This is a genomic window from Candidatus Omnitrophota bacterium (genome assembly GCA_025453395.1).
In the GTDB taxonomy this organism is placed as follows: domain Bacteria; phylum Omnitrophota; class Gorgyraeia; order Gygaellales; family Profunditerraquicolaceae; genus JAlOQK01.
This window is the reverse complement of sequence record JALOQK010000001.1, coordinates 45,007-62,938: the sequence shown is the minus strand read 5'-3', so window position 1 is coordinate 62,938 and position 17,932 is coordinate 45,007. Positions and strand designations below refer to the sequence as shown.

Genomic DNA, 17,932 nt, shown 5'->3' with positions numbered 1-17,932 from the left:
ATATGAATAATCAAAATACTATCGCGCGCGAGTTTTCCTTAAAAGGCATAGGCCTTCATACAGGAAAAATTGCAACTGTTGTCTTTAAGCCGGCTGTTGAAGATACGGGGATTATTTTTGTGCGGGTTGACCTTCAGAATAAGCCGCAGGTTAAGGCCTGCGTGGAGAATGCCCTTTCACAGTCGTCAAGCCCGCGCTGTACCTGTATTTCAAAGGATGGGGCGCAAGTATTTACTATTGAGCATCTGATGGCTGCCTTGCGCGCTATGGAAATTGATAATCTGATCGTAGAGATCGACCATGAGGAATTGCCCGGCATGGACGGAAGCAGCCTTCTTTTTATAGAAGCGCTTGAAAAGGCGGGGGTGGCTAAACAGTCCAAACCGCGCAATGTTTTTGTTGTTAAAGAGCCGATGATGATACATGCAGGCGCAGCATCTTTGGCAGTTTTTCCAAGCAATGAATTCAAGATTTCTTATACTTTACAATATAACGATGATTTTATTAAAAGCGATTTTTTTGAGGCCGTTATAACCCCAGAATATATTAAGAAAGAAATCGCGCCTTCGCGCACATTTTGTCTTGAAGAAGAAGCAGGGCTTTTACAGAAAAACGGGCTTGGCCTGGGGGCTAATTATGATAATACTCTGGTCGTAGGCAAAACAGGGGTGATCAAGAATAAGCTTCGTTTTAGCAATGAATTTGTCCGGCATAAAATATTAGATCTTATTGGAGACGCGTATCTTTTAACAGGAGTTTTAAAGGCGCATATCGTGGCGGTAAAAAGCGGGCACGCCTTAAACGTGAATATGATGAAAAAAATCATGGATCAATCTGCTAACAGTTCCAGACAAGATTTGGTAATTAATTCCGGAGACCTGCTTGATGTTGAGAAGATTATGGCTATCCTGCCGCACAGAGAGCCGTTTCTTTTTGTGGACAGGATCACCGAAATAGAATTAGGCAAGCGCGCCGTGGGGATCAAGAATGTTACCATGAATGATTATTTTTTTAAGGGGCATTTCCCGGGCAAACCGGTTATGCCGGGGGTGATTATTTTAGAGGCCATGGCGCAGGTGGGAGGAGTAATGATGCTTGCTGTGCCGGAAAACAGGGGGAAGCTGGCGTTCTTCATGACTATGAATAATGTAAAATTCAGGAAGACGGTTGTCCCGGGGGATCAGCTTGTTTTTGAAGTGATCGTAGGAAAAGTAAAGTCTCGCACCGGCCAAGTCTTTGGCAAGGCCAGGGTAGATGGAAAAGTGGTAGCAGAAGCGGAATTGATGTTTGCTATTGTGGAGCCTTAAGAACATGATACATAAAACAGCGATAATTTCTGAGAAAGCCAAGTTAGGCAAGAATATTTCTGTGGGGGCGTATGCGATTATCACTGATAATGTGGCAATAGGCGATAATTCTAAGATCGGCGCGCACTGCCTGATTGACGGGAATACCACTATGGGCAAAGATTGCCAGATTTACACAGGCGCAGTAGTGGGAAGCGCACCGCAAGATCTAAAATATAAGGGAGAACATAGTTTTCTTGAAATAGGCGATAACAATATTATCCGCGAGTATTGCACGCTTAATCCCGGGACATCCGACGGTGGTAAAACCATTATTGGCAATAATAATTTATTGATGGCTTATTCGCATGTGGCTCATGATTGCCAGGTAGGAAATAATTGTATTTTTGCCAACAATGCTACTTTAGCAGGGCATGTAACCGTAGAAGACAAAGCTGTTATCGGGGGACTTGTGGCGGTTCATCAGTTTGTGCGCGTAGGCATGCTTTCTATCATTGGCGGTTGTTCTAAAGTGGTTCAGGATATCCCGCCATTTTCTACTTGCGACGGGCATCCGGCTAAAGTTTACGGGCTTAATTTAATTGGCCTAAGGCGCCACGGGATCAAGAAAGAAGCGATTGATAGTTTGGATAAGGCCTTTCGTTTTGTTTTTAATTCTGGCATTTCACCAAAGCACGCGGTAGAAAAAATCAAACAGGAAATTACCCTTAATGATGAGCTAAGCTATCTTTTGAATTTTATCCTTAGTTCTGAAAGGGGATTAAGCCGTTCCTGCCGTTTTAGATCAAACGATTAAACAATGGAAAAAATAGGAATAATCGCCGGTAACCGTAAATTCCCATTGCTTTTTGCTAAAGAAGCAAAGAAAAAAGGTTTGGGAACAGTGGCCATCGCCATAAAAGGCGATACCTGCCGCAGTATATCGCGCCTGGTGGACAAAGTTTACTGGTTAGATTTAAGCCGGTTCTCCAGGATGTTTGATATATTTAAGTCCGAAGAAGTTACAAAGGTGGTTATGGCCGGGCAAATAAGCCCATGGAGGCTTTTTAGTAAAGAAGTAAATAATGACCCGGCCTTATCGGCTTTGTTGCAGGATTTAAAAGACAGGCGCGCGGATACAATATTCGCAGCGATTGCCTCGAAATTAGAAGAGCACGGGATAACGCTTATTAGCTCTACATTGTTTTTAGAAGATTATATGCCCAAGAAGGGGCAGCTTACTAAGAATGCCCCTGGCTTTGATACTTGGGAGGATGTGTATTTTGGATTCGCGCTTGCCAAAGAGATCGCGCTTTTGGATATAGGGCAGGCTGTGGCAGTCAAAAATAAGGCCATCGTAGCGGTTGAGGCGTTGGAAGGGACAGACAATTTGATCCGCCGCGCAGGCATTGTGGGCGGGCGTAAAACCGTGATTGTAAAAGTAAGTAAGCCTTGCCAGGATTTGCGCTTTGACGTTCCGGTTGTGGGTTTAAATACTATTAAAACTATGATTCACGCGGGCTGTTCTTGCCTTGCTTTTGAGGCAGGGAAAACCCTTTTTATCGACCCAGAACAGAGCATTCTTTTGGCGCAAAGAAACGACATCTCAATAGTAAGCGTATAGCATTACATGACAAGATGATACAAACTTCTTGACATAAACTGAATTGTTAGGTATAACTACTTAACAAAGGAGGGTGGGATGGTTAAAACAATGCGGTCAAAGACGGTTGAATTTAAGCTTTACGCGCCTAGCGCCAAGTGTGTCAGCTTAGCAGGTAATTTTAATAATTGGGATACAGGCTCCATTAAAGCTAAGAAGGGGATTAAGGGCAGCTGGATGATTAAGAAGAGCCTTAAGCCCGGAAGGTATGAATATAAATTTTTTGTTGATGGGAACTGGGTAAATGACCCCAGCTCAAGCAATATCGCTAATTCTTTTGGTACGCAAAATAGCATAATTGAAGTCAAGTAATTTTATTTATCAAACTCGCTTTCTAAAGACCTTAAGTATCTTTTGAAAGCGAGTTTTATTTTATGCCATGAAATACATATTCGGACCTTTAAAATCCCGTAGACTAGGCAATTCTTTAGGCATTAATCTAACCCCATATAAGACATGTACTTTTGATTGTGTATATTGTCAGCTTGGCAGGGTTACCCATAAAACTATGCGCCTTAAGGAATATGTTGCTTCCCCGCAGGTGATTAAAGAGCTAAAAAGCTGGTTGAAAGCTCATGCCGATGAAAAGGTAGATTATATTACTTTTTCTGGCAGCGGGGAGCCGTTGTTGCACAGTGAAATTGGTTATTTGATCGGCCAGGTTAAGAAAATCACTAATATCCCGGTTGCGGTAATTACCAACAGTTTTCTTTTGACCAGGCAGAAGGTCAGAAAACAGATCCTTCAGGCAGATTTGATTATCCCATCGCTTGACGCTGTCAGCCAGGATATTTTCCGGCGCGTAGATTGCCCTTTACCCGGAATAAAGGTTAAAGATATCATAAAAAGCCTTATTTGTTTGCGAAAGGAATATAAGGGCAAGATTTGGCTTGAGGTGATGTTGATTGCTGGGATAAATGACAGCCGAGAACATGTAGTGAGTTTGAAAAAGGCTATCCTGAGAATTAATCCCGACAAAATACAGCTTAATTCTCCGGTGCGGGTTACTGCGCAGCCCGGGATAAACGCGCCAAGCGCAAACCGGCTTAAGGAAATAAAAGAATTCTTAGGCGATAATTGCCAGATTATATAGGAAGATTTGCGGGTATTGCGTTTCTTCTTGTATAAATGGATGTAAGCTGCGCCGCTTTCTGCGGCGGTATTGCCTGCCGGCAGGCGCAAGTCGCGCATTTACTATGCGCCCGTAGCCTAATGGATAGGGCACCAGTCTTCGGAACTGGCTATTGGTGGTTCGACTCCACTCGGGCGTGTGTAAAATATTAATCAGCGAAGGCTTTAATCCTCGCGTATAAAAATATAATATAAGAGGACAATAAAGAAAAATACCGCGAATATTATTCTGACTACAGATGAGTCAAACACCAGCGCATAAGATGAACTAAGGTGGTCGCTGACAAATGTTTGGCTAAAAAGTATAAGAAGCGTGATTATGCAAAAGCTAAAGGCTTTATTAGCGTTCCAGTTGCGGGAGAGTATAAAGAAAACGATAAGCGCGATGGCCCAGATCACCGGGTTTAATACTGAAAATTTAAATAACCTTAATTGCTCCAAATAAGGGGCCAGCATTTGTTGTGTATTAGTAAGGAATAAATTAATATCCATAAACACCTCCTTTTTATCTAAATTATTATATCATAAAAGCACAATGTATATTACTATTTGCTTATGAGCAAACGCTTTATCTTATTTTGCCTGGTTTTAATATTGGCGCTTGTTTCTTTTCGTTTAATGATCCTTCTGCCGACAGCCGGTAATTATCAGATTGGCGTTTTCAGGATGGGGCTGCATCCTATTAATGACGCCTTGTTATGGCTTGATTGCGCAAAGGATATCGTTGATGGAATTAAGCTGCCCGGCAGGCCGATATTCCCGCTAGTTTTAACAATCCTGGGATTCTTGTTTAAATATAATTATGTTTTATATTCAGCCTTTTTTATATTCTTAAATATAGCAAGTTTCTTGACTGCTTTTTATCTTTTAAAGGATCTGCGTAATAATATATTTATAGTAGTATTTTTGTCGTTTCTTGCCATGTGGAATGCGCCTTTACAGTTAAGCCTTGCCACAGAGGTTCTGGCCCAGCCGCTTTTAGTTATAGCCTTTGCTTTAATAATAAGAAGTTTCCATGATTTTTCTCTAAATCATTATTTTATGGCGTGTTTTTTTATTGCCTTAGCGCAAACCATAAGGCCTTGGGATTTCCTGTCGCTTGTAACAGTTGCCTTGTTCCCGGTTTTCTTAAACGGCTTTTCCAAGAAATCGCTGAAACTCACGCTAGTTGCTGTCTTATCAGTTTTTATGGGGATAAGTTTTTATCTTTTTTCAGTTAAGTTTTATTGCACTACTGAATCAAACGAGGTTTTTGCAATAAGGATCTGGCAGCAGGCGCATCGCGGAACAGGGTTTACATCGGATATCTATTCGGATAAAAACGTAGCTATTTCTTATATCCAAAACGATAACCCCGGCATGGTGAAGGCCTTGTATTTGGGGGCGCTAAAGCAAGCAGTTGAGCATCCGGAAAATTTGCTTGAGGGTTTAAGGTGGACCTTTAAATTCTTCGCAAGAGACATCTTCGGCGCTTTTAGCAATGAAAAAACGGGCGGAGCGTATTTTGTGGCATGCATATTCCTGATTCTTCTTTTGTATTTTTACGACCGGGAAAGGATCAAGCAATTGTTTTCTTTAAAAGCCAAGAGGGGCAAGGCGATATTATTTATCGCGGCATTGGTTATTTTATTATTGAAGAATAGATTATTCTTCAATGTTTTTGCCGTAATTGGATTATTGCGTATTTTATTTTTTGCGCCAAGGCATCAGCGCATATTCATAATTTTATATTTTGCCGGGATGTTATTATCATTATTATTTAACGGCGGCATGGGAGGAGACCGTGAATGGATGTCCTTGGAGATTGTTATGTATTGCCTGCTGGCAGCAGGGGTATTTGTTCTGTTTGAAGGCTTCCAGGGCAAGAAAAATGTTAAAGCAGAGTTTGGATTTACGCCAAAGACTTTTTATCCTCAAATAATCAAGCTGTATATTATATTCTTTGCGTGTTTAATAGCGATTCCCCTTTTTTTAAGGTTGGCGAATTTATCAGGTAAAGATACAAGGCGCTTTGAGGTTACAGAAGACCAGATAAGGCAAAAATTTGGCCATCTGGGTGAAATTTTAACCCCTACGGATATGCGGACAATACATATAATGTGGCCGCAGCCTTCTTTTGAGAGAGTTGACGCAGCGTATTGTTATTATCCTTTGCGCTATAGAAGTTTTCATGCTTTTTATCTTGGGCCTGGCCAGGGTATGGCAGAGCATCATCCGGAATATTGGGCCCTAAAACCTTTGCCTTTCCCAAGAGCCGTATACATCGAGAATAAGATCATTTTTCCCGGCTTTACCCAGAGGATCGCCCAAAGGGTCGAAGACAGGGATATAGTTGTTTTTGGGAAGATTATTGGGGCAAAAAGGCCAAGATTTTACGACGAGGGCTTTTTGATTATCGCGCATAGTATCGGTTATTTTGATAAGGACGGGAAACTGGTTTGGTTTGACATATTAAAATGAAGAAATGTATTTTATTTAATCCTCCCAGCTCGGTTAGTGTTTACAGTAAATCCAAGATAAGGGCTGCTGTTCCCAGATTGCCGGTTATGTCTTTGGCAATGATCGCCGCCAGCCTTATTGAAGAGGGAATAGATGTAAGCATAATTGATTTATCCGCTTTTTGCGCAAACGATATCTGGCAGCAAGTCAGAAGCAGGATCCTGGATTTTGAGCCTGATATGGTCGGGGTTACTTCAACCACGCCGCTTTTCTACGAAGCCTCAAGAATAAGTCAGATTGCCAAGTCTGTATCGAGAAATATCCTTACAATTATAGGCGGGCCGCACGCTTCTTCGCTTCCCCAAGAGGTTTTGAGAGAATCCTCTTTTGATATTGCAGTTGTTGGCGAAGGCGAACAGATTATCAAGAAAATAGCGCGAGGCCAGAAAGTTTCCAAGATAATAGAGAAGGGCGGCGAATTGCCGATAGAGGATCTGCCGTTTCCTGCTTTGCATTTGTTTGACATAAATAACTATTCCTGTCCCGGGATGATTGCCAGAAATAATCCCGTGGGGCCCATAGAAATGAGCAGGGGCTGTGTTTTTAATTGCACTTTTTGTAACAAGACAGTGCATGGCAGGAAATTCCGGATCAAGTCTGCCAAGAGGGTTGTTGAGGAGCTATTTATCTTAAAGAAGCTGGGGTATCGGGAATTTCATGTTTTGGATGATCAATTTACTACTGATATTAGTAAAGCAAAAGAAATCTGCGAGGCAATTATTAGAAGCAATATCAATATGACTTGGAATTTAAGAACAGGTGTAAGGGTAGATCGCATCGATGATGAATTCTTGAAGCTTGCCAGGAAAGCCGGATGTTATCAGGTGGGCGTGGGGTTTGAAAGCGGCTGTCAGGAAATGCTTGATAAGATCAATAAAGGCATTACAATAGAGCAGGCATTTCGCGCAAGCCGAATGATTAAGAAAGCAGGCCTTGAGTTGGTGGGGTTTTTTATGCTGGGGTTTCCGGGTGAAACTGAAAGAAGCATTAACAAGACAATAGACTTTGCCATAAGACTAAACCCCGATTTTGCCAAGGCAACTATTATGGTGCCTTTTCCCGGGACAAGCATTTACGATGAGTATAAGCAGCAGGGCCTTATAAAGACGCAAGATTGGGCCTGTTATAATTTTCACAATCCCAGCCAAATATACCAGCATGATACGCTTAGTTGGGATAAGCTTAATTTTTATTATAATGATTTTCACAGGCGTTTTTATTTAAGGCCTAGTTTCTTGATCAAGAAACTATTTAAATCAAGTATTCAGGGAAGATTGTTCGTAGATTTTGCCTATGGCTACCAGACCTTTAGAAAATAAGCACTTCTCTCTTGATCTCTATGAAGATGTGCCGTGTGACTTTTGCGGCAGTTCTTCTTTGGAAAGCGAAGTTATTTTTGCTTCAGACCCAACAAAGATTCCCAAGGCAAAAGATGAGTTGTTAAAGATCTATTCCTCCGCGAGCAGCCAGATATTCTTTGAGCAGGCCGTGCGCTGTAAGAAATGCGGCTTGATTTATCTTTCGCCTCGGGCAAAACAGGAATTAATCGTTAAAAGCTATTCTTTGGCTGAGGATAAGCAGTATGTTTCGCAGGAAAAAGGCAGAAGTCAAACGTTTAAGAACTGCCTTAAAGCCATTCAAGGTTTGTGCAGGTCAGGAAATTTATTGGATGTGGGGGCGGCTTCCGGGATTTTTGTCAGGGTTGCCCGGGATGCCGGGTATGATGCTTTAGGGGTAGAGCCTTCCAAGTGGCTGTGTGAATTTGCCAGGAAGAATTACGCTGTTAAGATGTTTTGCGGGGTATTAGAAGAAGCGAAATTGCCGGATAAAAGTTTTGATATTGTTACCTTGTGGGATGTTTTAGAGCATGTTGCTTCTCCGGGTGAAACACTAAAAGAAATAAATCGGATATTAAAACCCGGGGGGCTTTTGGTGATTAATTATCCGCGCATAGATGATTTCTTGGCGCGTCTTTCAGGAAGGCATTGGTGGTTTTTACTTTCGGTGCACCTTTATTATTTTACGCCTAAAACGCTTACGGCATATTTGGATAAGCATGGTTTCAAAAGAATCTCCCATAAAATGCACTTTCAAAAATTAAGCTATGATTATTTAGCCAGCCGTTTGGAAGTGTATTCTAAGCCTTTGGCCAAGATTGCAAGGTTTCCGTATGCGTTTATGCCCATTAAAGAAATGCTTCTGCCTTATTTTGCCAGTCAATATTTAATGATTGCCCGGAAAAAAGATGAATAATAAAAATAAGCAAAAGGTTATTGTTTTAGGAGGCGGTATAAGCGGTTTAACTGCCGCGTGGGAATTGTCTAAACTGAATAAGTATGATATTGTTCTTTGCGAGAAGGAAAATAGGCTGGGGGGATTGTGCGGGTATTATGATTTTAAAGGCATAAAACTTGATTACGGTCCGCACAAGGTTTATTCTGTTATCCCGGGGATCATGGATGAATTTATGAAGATTTCAAATAGCACGCTTAAGACAGTAGAAAAGAAGCATAAGATTATTCTGCGCGGGAAATTGATGGATTATCCGGTGAAATTGGTGCAATTGGTTAAGGTTTTTAACCCAATAGAAGTTATCCATTTAAGTATTTCAGTATTGCTTACACTTCTGCGCACGCCATTCTTGAAAGAAGCTTCTACCTATGAAGAATACTGTAAGAATATCTTTGGCAATAAGATTTACCAGACGGTTTTCTTACCGTTAGCGTATAAAGTCTGGGGAGATCCAAAAGAGTTAAGCGCCCAGATTGCCAAGAAAAGAATTCCTGTCAGGAATATGTACGACCTTGTTTTTCGCCTCTTAAATATAAAGAAGGAAAGTAAGTTTACTGACGCCAGCCACTTTTTTTACCCTCAGGAAGGTTTTTACCAGGTTTGTGATGGCTTAGCTAACAATCTTCTAAGGTCGGGTCATATAATCCGCACGTGCCAGAAACCGGTTAAATTTATCATGGAGGAGAAGAGAATAAAGACAGTTGTATTTGATAATAAACAGGCCATAGACTGTGATATGCTGGTTTCTTCTATTCCTTTAAATGAGGTTACTTCTTTATTATTTCCTGATGATAGGAAAATTAACCAAGAAGATAACTTTTTGAAGATGCGCCACAGTATGATCGCTTATTTTCTAATAGATAAGCCAAGTTGTTTGAATGATCATTGGGTTTTCTGTCCGGATAAGGAGCTTGTTTTTTCGCGCATCTCAGAGCAAAAGCTTATTTCGACCAAGGGTTTTCCTGAAGATAAGACAGTTATCTGCTGTGATTTTACAAGCGAAGTAAAAAGCGGCCTTTTTAAGAAACCAGATGGAGAAATCCTGGCGCTTTGCGTTAAGGGGTTAGAGGGCTTAAAGATTGTAAATAAGAATCAGGTCCTGGATAGCTGTTTAGTCAGGATTCCGGCTTTTTATCCTGTGTATGAGCTTGGTTTTCAGGAGAAAAAAGATAAGATTTTTAAAGAATTAAATTCTATTGAGAATATAATATATACAGGAAGGCTTGGTATGTCAGATTACTATAATGTGGATCACTGCTTGGATATGGCCATGTTTATTGCCAAGAATTTAGACGCAGGCGTTATTGTCCCCGAAATAAACCGATTGCTTCACAAGAGAGCAGAGGAATATCAGATAGTGGATTAAGAATGAAAATCTGCCTTGCAAACCGGGGTATTTTAGGATAGAATATCCCTCCACTATAATAGATTAGGGCCTTTGGGGAATTCATTCCGCTTCGGAGGATTCCGCTAATGGCTCTTACATATAAAGAATATAGGGCCATTAGCTCAATTGGTAGAGCAGGACACTCTTAATGTCAAGGTCGCAGGTTCGACTCCCGCATGGCCCAGTTGAATTTTCCGATAATCCTCTTAAGAAAATATCATCTGCTAAGCGGATCCTAAAAAGAAATAGACACAGGCATAAGTTGATGCTAATATAAGCGTTAATTATAGCTGGCTAATTCTTTAACGGAAATGGCGGAAATGTCCACGCAAAGTAACCATACCAAAAAGATAGACCGGGTAATTGCTAAATATGGCTCGAATCCCGGAGCGCTTTTGGGCATATTAGAAGAAGTCCAGCAGCTAAATTGCCACAAGTATCTTCCTCAGGAAACATTAGAATACATTTCTCAAAAAACCAATATCCCTCTTGCCAAAATCTACGGGGTAGTTACTTTTTACGCTTTTTTTAATCTTAAGCCCCAAGGCGACCATACTATTATTATCTGCCGCGGCACTGCCTGCCATACCCGACGCTCAAAAAATATTCTGGAATATCTTAAACAGCTTCTAGGCCTGAAAGAAGAGGGCCATCATCAGGGCGAGAAGCTATTTTTAACTACTGCGGACAATAAATTTACCTTAAGGACAGTGGCTTGTTTTGGCCAGTGCGCGTTGGCGCCGGTTGTAGAGGTGGATGGAGTTATCTACGGCCATATGACTGAAAGTAAATTACGTCAGATCGTGCAAGGGATTGCCCGAAAGAAGAAAAAATGAAGATTATGAATCTGAATGATTTGCAAGTGGTCAGAGAAAAGGGTTTGAGTAAAATCTTTACTGACAGGCCGCGCATTGCCGTGGGTTTAGGTACCTGTGGCATAGGTAACGGCGCGGACCAGGTCTATAAAGCATTTGCTAGTGGCATTACTAAAAGAAAACTCAAGATTAATCTTACCAAGGTAGGTTGTTTTGGTTTTTGCGTGAATGAGCCATTGGTAAATATCGCTATTCCGGGAAATCCGCTTGTTATTCTTCAGAAAGTCACAACCAAAGATGTTAAGGCAATACTTGATGCTGTTTCCCGTGGCAATATTCCGGAGAAAAAAGCCCTTTGCCGTATAGAGAAATGGGATCACTTAACCGGCCAGATTACTTATGGGCAAGGGTTGGATGCGATACCTTTATGGAATCAAGTAGATTTCTTTAAATGGCAGAAAAAAATCGTCTTGCGAGATTGCGGCCTGATTAATCCCGAAGATATCCAAGAGTATATTGCTGTTGGCGGATATAGCAGTATTGCTAAGGTTATAAACGGTATGTCGCCAGAACAAGTCATAGAAGAAGTAAAGTTGTCAAAGCTTCGCGGCAGAGGAGGCGCGGGTTTTCCTACAGGGAGAAAATGGGAGTTAATGAAACAGGAAAAAGCGGACAAGAAATATATTGTCTGCAATGCTGATGAGGGCGATCCCGGAGCATATATGAATCGCAATGAAATTGAAAGCGACCCGCATATGCTTATTGAAGGCATGCTTATCGCAGCCTTTGCCATGGGCGGAAATGAAGGCATTATTTATATCCGCGCGGAATATCCTCTTGCGGTTGAGCGTTTGCAGAAAGCTATCCTTCAAGCGCAGGAATACGGGTTTTTGGGGAAAAACATTTTAGGCAGTAATTTTTGCTTTGATATACATCTTGTTGAGGGGGCAGGGGCCTTTGTCTGCGGCGAAGAAACTGCGCTTATTGCTTCTATTGAAGGAAGAAGAGGCATGCCGTGTCCGCGTCCGCCGTTTCCCGCCCAAAAGGGGATTTGGAATAAGCCTACAAATATCAATAATGTGGAAACATACTGTAACATTCCGGCGATCATCGCCAAAGGCGGAAGCTGGTTTAACCAGACCGGCACAGAAAAAAGCTCAGGCACAAAAGTCTTTTCTTTGGTGGGGAAAATAAAAAATACCGGATTAGTTGAGCTTGCTTTAGGCGAATCTCTTCTTACGTTAATCTATAATATCGGGCAAGGTACCGGGACTAAGAAAAAAGTCAAAGCTGTGCAGACCGGAGGCCCTTCCGGAGGATGTATCCCTGTAGAATTATTTAAGACCCCTGTAGACTATGAATCCTTAAATGCGCTTGGCGCGATTATGGGTTCAGGCGGGATGGTGGTTATGGACGATGACAATTGCATGGTGGATGTAGCGCGTTATTTTACCGAGTTTACTACTTCTGAATCTTGCGGAAAATGCACTCCCTGCCGTGAAGGCCTATATCAGTCGCTTAATACCTTGAATGCTATTGCTGAGGGTAAAGCAAATCTTGGGCAATTGTTGCAGCTGGAAAGTTTAGGCGAGGTAATTAAAGATACCGCCCTCTGCGGGCTTGGCCAGACCGGGCCAAATCCAATATTAACTACTATGAAATATTTCCGCAATGAATATCTTGAACATATTCAGGGAAAACATTGCGATGCAGGCGTGTGTAAGACGCTTTTTCTTTCTCCTTGCGAAAACAGCTGCCCTTTGCATATGAATATCCCCGGTTTCCTGGAACTTATAAAAGAAGACAGGCTTTTAGATGCTTTTGACCTGATCTACCGGGATAATCCCATACCCTCTTCTTCAGGCAGGATTTGTCATTTCCATTGCAAGATGCGTTGTCGCAGGGAAGACCTTGACCAGCCAGTTTCTCAAGGCGAAGTGCACAGATTTGTCGCGGACCAGGTGTATAAGCTAAAGAAAGAACCTGAAGTCCTGAGGCGTTTTATCAAGGAGAAAATGCCTAAGACCGGCAAGAAAGTTGCGGTCATCGGAGCCGGCCCCGCAGGTTTTACCGCAGCTTTTTATCTTGTGCGCTTAGGCCACGAAGTAGTTGTCTTCGAAGAAAAATCCCAACCAGGCGGTATTTTGCGTTACGGGATACCTGAGTATCGCCTGCCCAAAAAGATCCTTGCCAAGGAATTAGGCTTTATTAAAAAGCTGGGAGTAAAATTTGTTTTTAATAAGAAAGTAAATTCTGAAAGGCTTAAACAAATAAGGCAGGATTACGATGCGGTATTTTTGGCAACCGGTTCTTACCAAAGCATGTTTTTGCAGATCCCCGGAGAAGAATTCCCGGGTGTTTATTCGGCTACGCATTTCCTGGAAGAAGTTCTTCTAGGCAAGAAAATTGACATCGGAAAGGAAGTTTTGATTATCGGGGCTGGTAACGCCGCTATTGATGCCGCGCGCACCGCCTGGAGGCTGGGCGCAAAAGTTACGGTTGTTTACCGCAGAGAAAAGCAGGATATGCCAGCGAATAAAGACGAGATAAGAGAGGCCGAAGCTGAGGGCATTAAATTTGTTTTTCTTGCTTCTCCCAAGGCGATATTGGCTGATGCGCAAAAAAAGGTAAAGGCGCTTGAAGTTGTTAAGATGCTGCCCGGAGGCTATGACTTTGCGGGCAGAAAAATCCCCGAGGCAACTAATGAAACTTACCAGATCCCCTGCGATACGGTGATGGTGGCTATCGGCGAGCGCGTGGATTCGGAATTTATCAGGGAAAGCGGGATCAATCTTAATAAAAACGGCACGGTCAAGATTGATGGTTTTACCCTCAAGGCCAACGTAAGCGGTTATTACGCGGGAGGGGATTTGGTTACCGGGCCTTCTACCGCGGTTGAAGCCATGGGTTATGGCAAGAAAGCGGCGCAGGTAATTGATAAAGAGTTAACCGGTAAGGATAGGTTTATTAAGTTATTTAAAAAGCATGAATACAGGAATAAAGTTCCTCTTAAGCCGGCAAGACAGTCCAAACAATCCGGAAAGTTTCTCCCGGTCGGATCACGCCTTTGTAATTTTAAGGAAGTTTCGCAAGGATTATCAAGAAAACAGGTTGATATTGAAGCTTCGCGTTGCCTGCGTTGCGACGTGAAAGAGGAAGCGCTTATTGAATAAAAGAAGGAAATGCCATGCCGGAAAATAATGTGCGCATAAAAATTGACGGAAAAGATATAGAGGTTCCTCAGGGCTCAACGATACTTGCAGCCTGCAGAAGCGCCGGGATTGTCATCCCGACGCTTTGTTATCTTGAAGGTATAAGTGAAGAGGCCAGCTGTTCTATTTGTGTCGTGGAAGTAAAGGGGGCAAAGACGCTTTTGCGCTCATGTGTTACCGCGGTAAACAACGGCATGGAGATTCTTACTAACAGCCAGCGTGTGCGCCGCGCGCGCAAGACAAATCTGGAATTGCTGCTTGCGTCTCATCCTGAAGATTGTTTTTTTTGCGACCGCAATCAGCATTGCGAATTGCGCCGCCTGGCGCATGATATGGGGGTCAGAGATGCCCCTTTTGTCAAGGCGCTTAAATCCGGCATTACAGTAGATAAGACTTCTCCTTCTCTGATCCGTGACGCGGATAAATGTATTTTGTGCCGGCGTTGTATCGCGGTCTGCTCTAAAGTGCAGTCGGTAAATGCCATTGATACTATACACCGCGGTAAGTTAAGCTACGTTTCAACTTTTATGGAGATGGGCCTGGGCAATGTTGAATGTATTAACTGCGGGCAATGTTTATTGGTTTGTCCAACCGGCGCGATTATTGAGCAAAGCGCGATTGAAAATGTATGGCGGGATCTGTCAGACCCTAAAAAAATAGTTTTAGTGGAAACTGCTCCGGCAGTGCGCGCTTCCATAGGCGAGGAATTCGGCATGCCTGCGGGGAGTTTGGCTACCGGCAAAATGGCAGCCGCGCTTCGCCGTATGGGATTCAATAAGGTTTTTGATACGCAGTTTAGCGCCGATCTTACCATTATGGAGGAAGGTTTTGAGTTGATTGAGCGCATTAAGCATAAAGGTGTTTTGCCGATGATTACTTCCTGCTCGCCAGGCTGGATTAAGTTTGCCGAGCATTTTTATCCTGAGGCCTTAAAACACGTATCAAGCTGTAAATCTCCCCAGCAGATGTTCGGGGCAATTGCCAAGACTTATTACGCCCAAAAGATGGGCGTTGACCCCAGAAATATTGTGGTAGTTTCTATTATGCCCTGCACTGCCAAGAAATTTGAGGCCAAGCGAGCGGAAATGAAAAGCGCCTTTTTATATTGGAAAGATAAGATGAAACTTAAGGATGAAGAGGCGTTTTTTGACGTGGATTATGTTTTAACTACCCGCGAGGCCGCGCGCATGATACAAGAGGCGGGGATATGTTTTAATGAATTAAAAGATGAGAATTTTGATGAACCTCTGGGAGTTTCAACCGGCGCGGCAGTAATTTTCGGCGCAACCGGCGGAGTTATGGAGGCGGCGCTGCGCACCGCCTATGAAGTGTTAACAGGAAAAACGCTTGAAAAACTAGACTTTGAGAATTTGCGCGGTTTAGATGGAATCAAAACCGCGGAAGTGGATATTGATGGCTTAAAAATAAAAGTGGCGGTGGCAAGTTCTTTAAGCAAAGCGCGCGTATTGCTTGATGAAATAAAATCCGGAAAGTCTCCATATGCTTTTATTGAGATTATGACCTGCCCCGGCGGGTGTATCGGCGGAGGCGGCCAGCCTTTGCCCACTAATACAGAAGTGCGCCAGAAAAGAATGCAGGCTATTTACGAGGAAGATAAAAATAAGCCTATCCGCAAGTCCCATGAGAATCCGGCGGTTAAAAAATTATACGAGGAGTTTCTGGAAAAGCCATTAGGCGAGAAATCCGAAGAGCTTCTGCATACCCATTACTGCGCGCGGCCGGTTTATTCCAGATAAGTTATCCTATGGGAAAAGATTTTTACCAGATCTTAGATCATACCGCAGATATCGGCATGCGGGTGCAGGCAAAAGACTTATCTGGCCTTTTCCGTAATGCTGGCTTGGCGCTTTTTGATATTTCTGCTCAAAAAGTCAATCCCTCTAAAACAGAAAGCCATCAAATGGTTGTGATGCAAAAAGGCGCTAACGCTGAAGAGCTTTTAGTGAATTGGCTGAATCAATTATTGTATTTGTCGCAGACGGAATCAATGGTTTTTGAGGATTTTAAGATCAATCAGGTAAGTGACAAATTCATAGATGCTGTTGCTGTGGGCGTAGATATGAATCATTATAAAGTTAATACTGAAATAAAAGCTGCTACCTACCACGAACTTAAGCTTTCCCAAACCCCGCGCGGTTACCAGGCCCAGGTTGTCTTTGATGTCTGAAATAAAATTAGAGAAAATTGACGATTTTCGCTGGCGCGTTCCTAAAACTGGCGGCATGCGCGTGCCGGGCATTATTTACGCGGATGAAAAACTTCTTAAGGATATTTTGCAGGATAAAGCTGTCCAACAGGTGGCAAATGTGGCGTTCTTGCCGGGGATTGTTAGAGCGTCTTTGGCCATGCCGGATATACACTGGGGTTTTGGCTTTCCGATCGGAGGGGTGGCGGCAACCGACCCGGAAGAAGCAGGAGTTATTTCTCCCGGAGGGGTAGGGTATGATATAAATTGCGGCATCAGGCTTTTGACTACGTACCTTGATTATGATGAAGTTAAAGATAAACTCGAAACTTTAGTCTATGCTTTGTTTTCTGATATTCCATCAGGGGTGGGCTCTGAAGGTGATATCCGCTTAAGCGCCAGAGAAGAAAAAGAAATATTACTTAAGGGCGCGGGTTGGGCGGTGAAAAGGGGTTTTGGCATAGATGAGGATTTAATTTATACTGAAGAAAACGGATGTATGCAAGGCGCGCTTCCTGATATGGTCTCAGAGAAGGCCTATAAACGAGGGCAATCGCAGTCCGGGACATTGGGTTCAGGAAATCATTTTTTGGAAGTGCAGGTAATTGACCAGCTTTATGACCGCGAAATTTGCGACGCGCTGGAATTGCGTTTGGGGCAGGTAACTGTGATGATTCATTCTGGATCGCGGGGGTTTGGTTATCAAATCTGCGATGATTATGCCAGAGAAATGGTCGGTTGCATGCAAAAATATTCCATTACTGTTCCGGACCGCCAGCTTGCTTGCGCGCCGGTTAACTCTCAAGAAGGCAAGGCTTATTTAGGAGCAATGAAATGCGCGGCAAATTACGCTTGGGCGAATCGTCAGTGTTTGATGCATTTGTCCCGGGAAGTTTTCGCGCGCGTCTTTAGTAAATCTTGGGAGAAATTAGGCATGCGTTTGCTTTATGATGTGGCGCATAATATCGCTAAAATAGAGAAACACATGGTTGGAAAAGAGCAGAAAGCTTTATGTGTGCATAGAAAGGGCGCCACCCGCGCCTTTGGCCCGGGGCATCCCGCCTTGCCGGATAAATACCGCCAGTTTGGCCAGCCGGTAATTATTCCCGGTGATATGGGGAGAAATTCATATCTTTTGTTCGGCACGCAAAAAGCCATGGACGAAACCTTTGGCTCTGCTTGTCATGGCGCGGGTAGAGTCAAATCCCGCACATCTGCCTTGCGTTTAATAAATAAAGATATCCTATTGAAAGATTTGCAATCCAAGGGTATAATTGTAAAGGCTTCAGGGCGCGACACAATTGTGGAGGAAGCTCCTGCGGCGTATAAGGATGTGAATGATGTGGTGCGCGTGGTGCATGAGGCAGGTTTGGCGAAACGCGTCTGCAGGATGCGTCCGTTAGGGGTAATTAAGGGTTAAGGGTTAAGTGATAAGGGTTAG

At 43.0% G+C, this 17,932-nt stretch carries 15 protein-coding genes and 2 tRNA genes; 16 read left to right on the top strand and 1 reads right to left on the bottom strand.

Features of this window, described 5'->3' with window-relative positions; genetic code table 11:
* The first annotated feature begins 2 nt into the window (after nucleotides 1-2).
* From lpxC to MUF05_00290, 6 genes are all read left to right on the top strand, one after another.
* Complete coding sequence (gene lpxC / locus MUF05_00315) at nucleotides 3-1,307, top strand: UDP-3-O-acyl-N-acetylglucosamine deacetylase (protein MCU0665532.1); 1,305 nt, start codon at nucleotides 3-5, stop codon at nucleotides 1,305-1,307.
* A 4-nt stretch (nucleotides 1,308-1,311) separates the two neighbouring features.
* Complete coding sequence (lpxA, locus tag MUF05_00310; protein ID MCU0665531.1) at nucleotides 1,312-2,103, top strand: acyl-ACP--UDP-N-acetylglucosamine O-acyltransferase; 792 nt, start codon at nucleotides 1,312-1,314, stop codon at nucleotides 2,101-2,103.
* A gap of 3 nt (nucleotides 2,104-2,106) precedes the next feature.
* The gene (gene lpxI, locus MUF05_00305) at nucleotides 2,107-2,910 is read left to right on the top strand and encodes a UDP-2,3-diacylglucosamine diphosphatase LpxI (protein ID MCU0665530.1); all 804 of its coding nucleotides are present in this window, start codon (nucleotides 2,107-2,109) and stop codon (nucleotides 2,908-2,910) included.
* 78 nt (nucleotides 2,911-2,988) lie between these two features.
* Entirely contained in the window at nucleotides 2,989-3,261 is a 273-nt protein-coding gene (locus tag MUF05_00300; protein ID MCU0665529.1) for a glycogen-binding domain-containing protein, read from the top strand.
* 67 nt (nucleotides 3,262-3,328) lie between these two features.
* Complete coding sequence (locus tag MUF05_00295; GenBank protein ID MCU0665528.1) at nucleotides 3,329-4,042, top strand: radical SAM protein; 714 nt, start codon at nucleotides 3,329-3,331, stop codon at nucleotides 4,040-4,042.
* 105 nt (nucleotides 4,043-4,147) lie between these two features.
* Nucleotides 4,148-4,220, top strand: a tRNA-Arg gene (locus tag MUF05_00290).
* Nucleotides 4,221-4,245: 25 nt separating this feature from the next.
* Here the strand turns inward: MUF05_00290 and MUF05_00285 are convergent.
* Complete coding sequence (locus MUF05_00285; GenBank protein MCU0665527.1) at nucleotides 4,246-4,572, bottom strand: hypothetical protein; 327 nt, start codon at nucleotides 4,570-4,572, stop codon at nucleotides 4,246-4,248.
* Between the two features lie 63 nt (nucleotides 4,573-4,635).
* Here MUF05_00285 and MUF05_00280 point away from each other — a divergent pair, with 63 nt between their 5' ends.
* The 10 genes from MUF05_00280 (at nucleotide 4,636) to MUF05_00235 (ending at nucleotide 17,911) form a co-directional block, all read left to right on the top strand.
* Entirely contained in the window at nucleotides 4,636-6,540 is a 1,905-nt protein-coding gene (locus tag MUF05_00280) for a hypothetical protein (GenBank protein MCU0665526.1), read from the top strand.
* Nucleotides 6,537-7,898 (top strand): B12-binding domain-containing radical SAM protein, encoded by a 1,362-nt coding sequence (locus tag MUF05_00275; protein MCU0665525.1) that lies wholly within the window; start codon nucleotides 6,537-6,539, stop codon nucleotides 7,896-7,898. The genes MUF05_00280 and MUF05_00275 overlap by 4 nt, the downstream gene beginning before the upstream one ends.
* The gene (locus MUF05_00270; protein MCU0665524.1) at nucleotides 7,873-8,832 is read left to right on the top strand and encodes a class I SAM-dependent methyltransferase; all 960 of its coding nucleotides are present in this window, start codon (nucleotides 7,873-7,875) and stop codon (nucleotides 8,830-8,832) included. Before MUF05_00275 ends, MUF05_00270 begins: the two co-directional genes overlap by 26 nt.
* Nucleotides 8,825-10,237 carry an NAD(P)-binding protein gene (locus MUF05_00265; GenBank protein MCU0665523.1) on the top strand — a complete coding sequence of 471 codons (1,413 nt, stop codon included), beginning with the start codon at nucleotides 8,825-8,827 and terminating at the stop codon, nucleotides 10,235-10,237. The genes MUF05_00270 and MUF05_00265 overlap by 8 nt, the downstream gene beginning before the upstream one ends.
* Nucleotides 10,238-10,369: 132 nt before the next feature.
* A tRNA-Lys gene (locus MUF05_00260) sits at nucleotides 10,370-10,442 on the top strand.
* 136 nt (nucleotides 10,443-10,578) lie between these two features.
* A complete protein-coding gene (locus MUF05_00255; protein MCU0665522.1) occupies nucleotides 10,579-11,094 on the top strand; it encodes an NAD(P)H-dependent oxidoreductase subunit E in 516 nt (171 codons plus the stop codon).
* Nucleotides 11,091-14,246, top strand: coding sequence for an FAD-dependent oxidoreductase (locus MUF05_00250; protein MCU0665521.1), 3,156 nt, complete (start codon nucleotides 11,091-11,093; stop codon nucleotides 14,244-14,246). Before MUF05_00255 ends, MUF05_00250 begins: the two co-directional genes overlap by 4 nt.
* A 14-nt stretch (nucleotides 14,247-14,260) precedes the next feature.
* Nucleotides 14,261-16,042 (top strand): NADH-dependent [FeFe] hydrogenase, group A6, encoded by a 1,782-nt coding sequence (locus tag MUF05_00245; protein MCU0665520.1) that lies wholly within the window; start codon nucleotides 14,261-14,263, stop codon nucleotides 16,040-16,042.
* Nucleotides 16,043-16,050: 8 nt separating this feature from the next.
* Nucleotides 16,051-16,473: an archease gene (locus MUF05_00240; protein MCU0665519.1), complete on the top strand. Its 423-nt coding sequence runs from the start codon at nucleotides 16,051-16,053 to the stop codon at nucleotides 16,471-16,473.
* Between the two features lies 1 nt (nucleotide 16,474).
* Nucleotides 16,475-17,911 carry an RtcB family protein gene (locus tag MUF05_00235; GenBank protein MCU0665518.1) on the top strand — a complete coding sequence of 479 codons (1,437 nt, stop codon included), beginning with the start codon at nucleotides 16,475-16,477 and terminating at the stop codon, nucleotides 17,909-17,911.
* The last annotated feature ends 21 nt before the right edge of the window (nucleotides 17,912-17,932 follow it).

Coding starts and splice junctions, on each gene's coding strand:
- MUF05_00255 (MCU0665522.1), top strand. CDS start 10,579: ATGTCCACGCAAAGTAACCATACCAAAAAGATAGACCGGGTAATTGCT.
- MUF05_00240 (MCU0665519.1), top strand. CDS start 16,051: ATGGGAAAAGATTTTTACCAGATCTTAGATCATACCGCAGATATCGGC.
- lpxA (MCU0665531.1), top strand. CDS start 1,312: ATGATACATAAAACAGCGATAATTTCTGAGAAAGCCAAGTTAGGCAAG.
- MUF05_00285 (MCU0665527.1), bottom strand. CDS start 4,572: ATGGATATTAATTTATTCCTTACTAATACACAACAAATGCTGGCCCCT.
- MUF05_00270 (MCU0665524.1), top strand. CDS start 7,873: ATGGCTACCAGACCTTTAGAAAATAAGCACTTCTCTCTTGATCTCTAT.
- MUF05_00295 (MCU0665528.1), top strand. CDS start 3,329: ATGAAATACATATTCGGACCTTTAAAATCCCGTAGACTAGGCAATTCT.
- MUF05_00250 (MCU0665521.1), top strand. CDS start 11,091: ATGAAGATTATGAATCTGAATGATTTGCAAGTGGTCAGAGAAAAGGGT.
- MUF05_00245 (MCU0665520.1), top strand. CDS start 14,261: ATGCCGGAAAATAATGTGCGCATAAAAATTGACGGAAAAGATATAGAG.
- lpxI (MCU0665530.1), top strand. CDS start 2,107: ATGGAAAAAATAGGAATAATCGCCGGTAACCGTAAATTCCCATTGCTT.
- lpxC (MCU0665532.1), top strand. CDS start 3: ATGAATAATCAAAATACTATCGCGCGCGAGTTTTCCTTAAAAGGCATA.
- MUF05_00265 (MCU0665523.1), top strand. CDS start 8,825: ATGAATAATAAAAATAAGCAAAAGGTTATTGTTTTAGGAGGCGGTATA.
- MUF05_00280 (MCU0665526.1), top strand. CDS start 4,636: ATGAGCAAACGCTTTATCTTATTTTGCCTGGTTTTAATATTGGCGCTT.
- MUF05_00275 (MCU0665525.1), top strand. CDS start 6,537: ATGAAGAAATGTATTTTATTTAATCCTCCCAGCTCGGTTAGTGTTTAC.
- MUF05_00300 (MCU0665529.1), top strand. CDS start 2,989: ATGGTTAAAACAATGCGGTCAAAGACGGTTGAATTTAAGCTTTACGCG.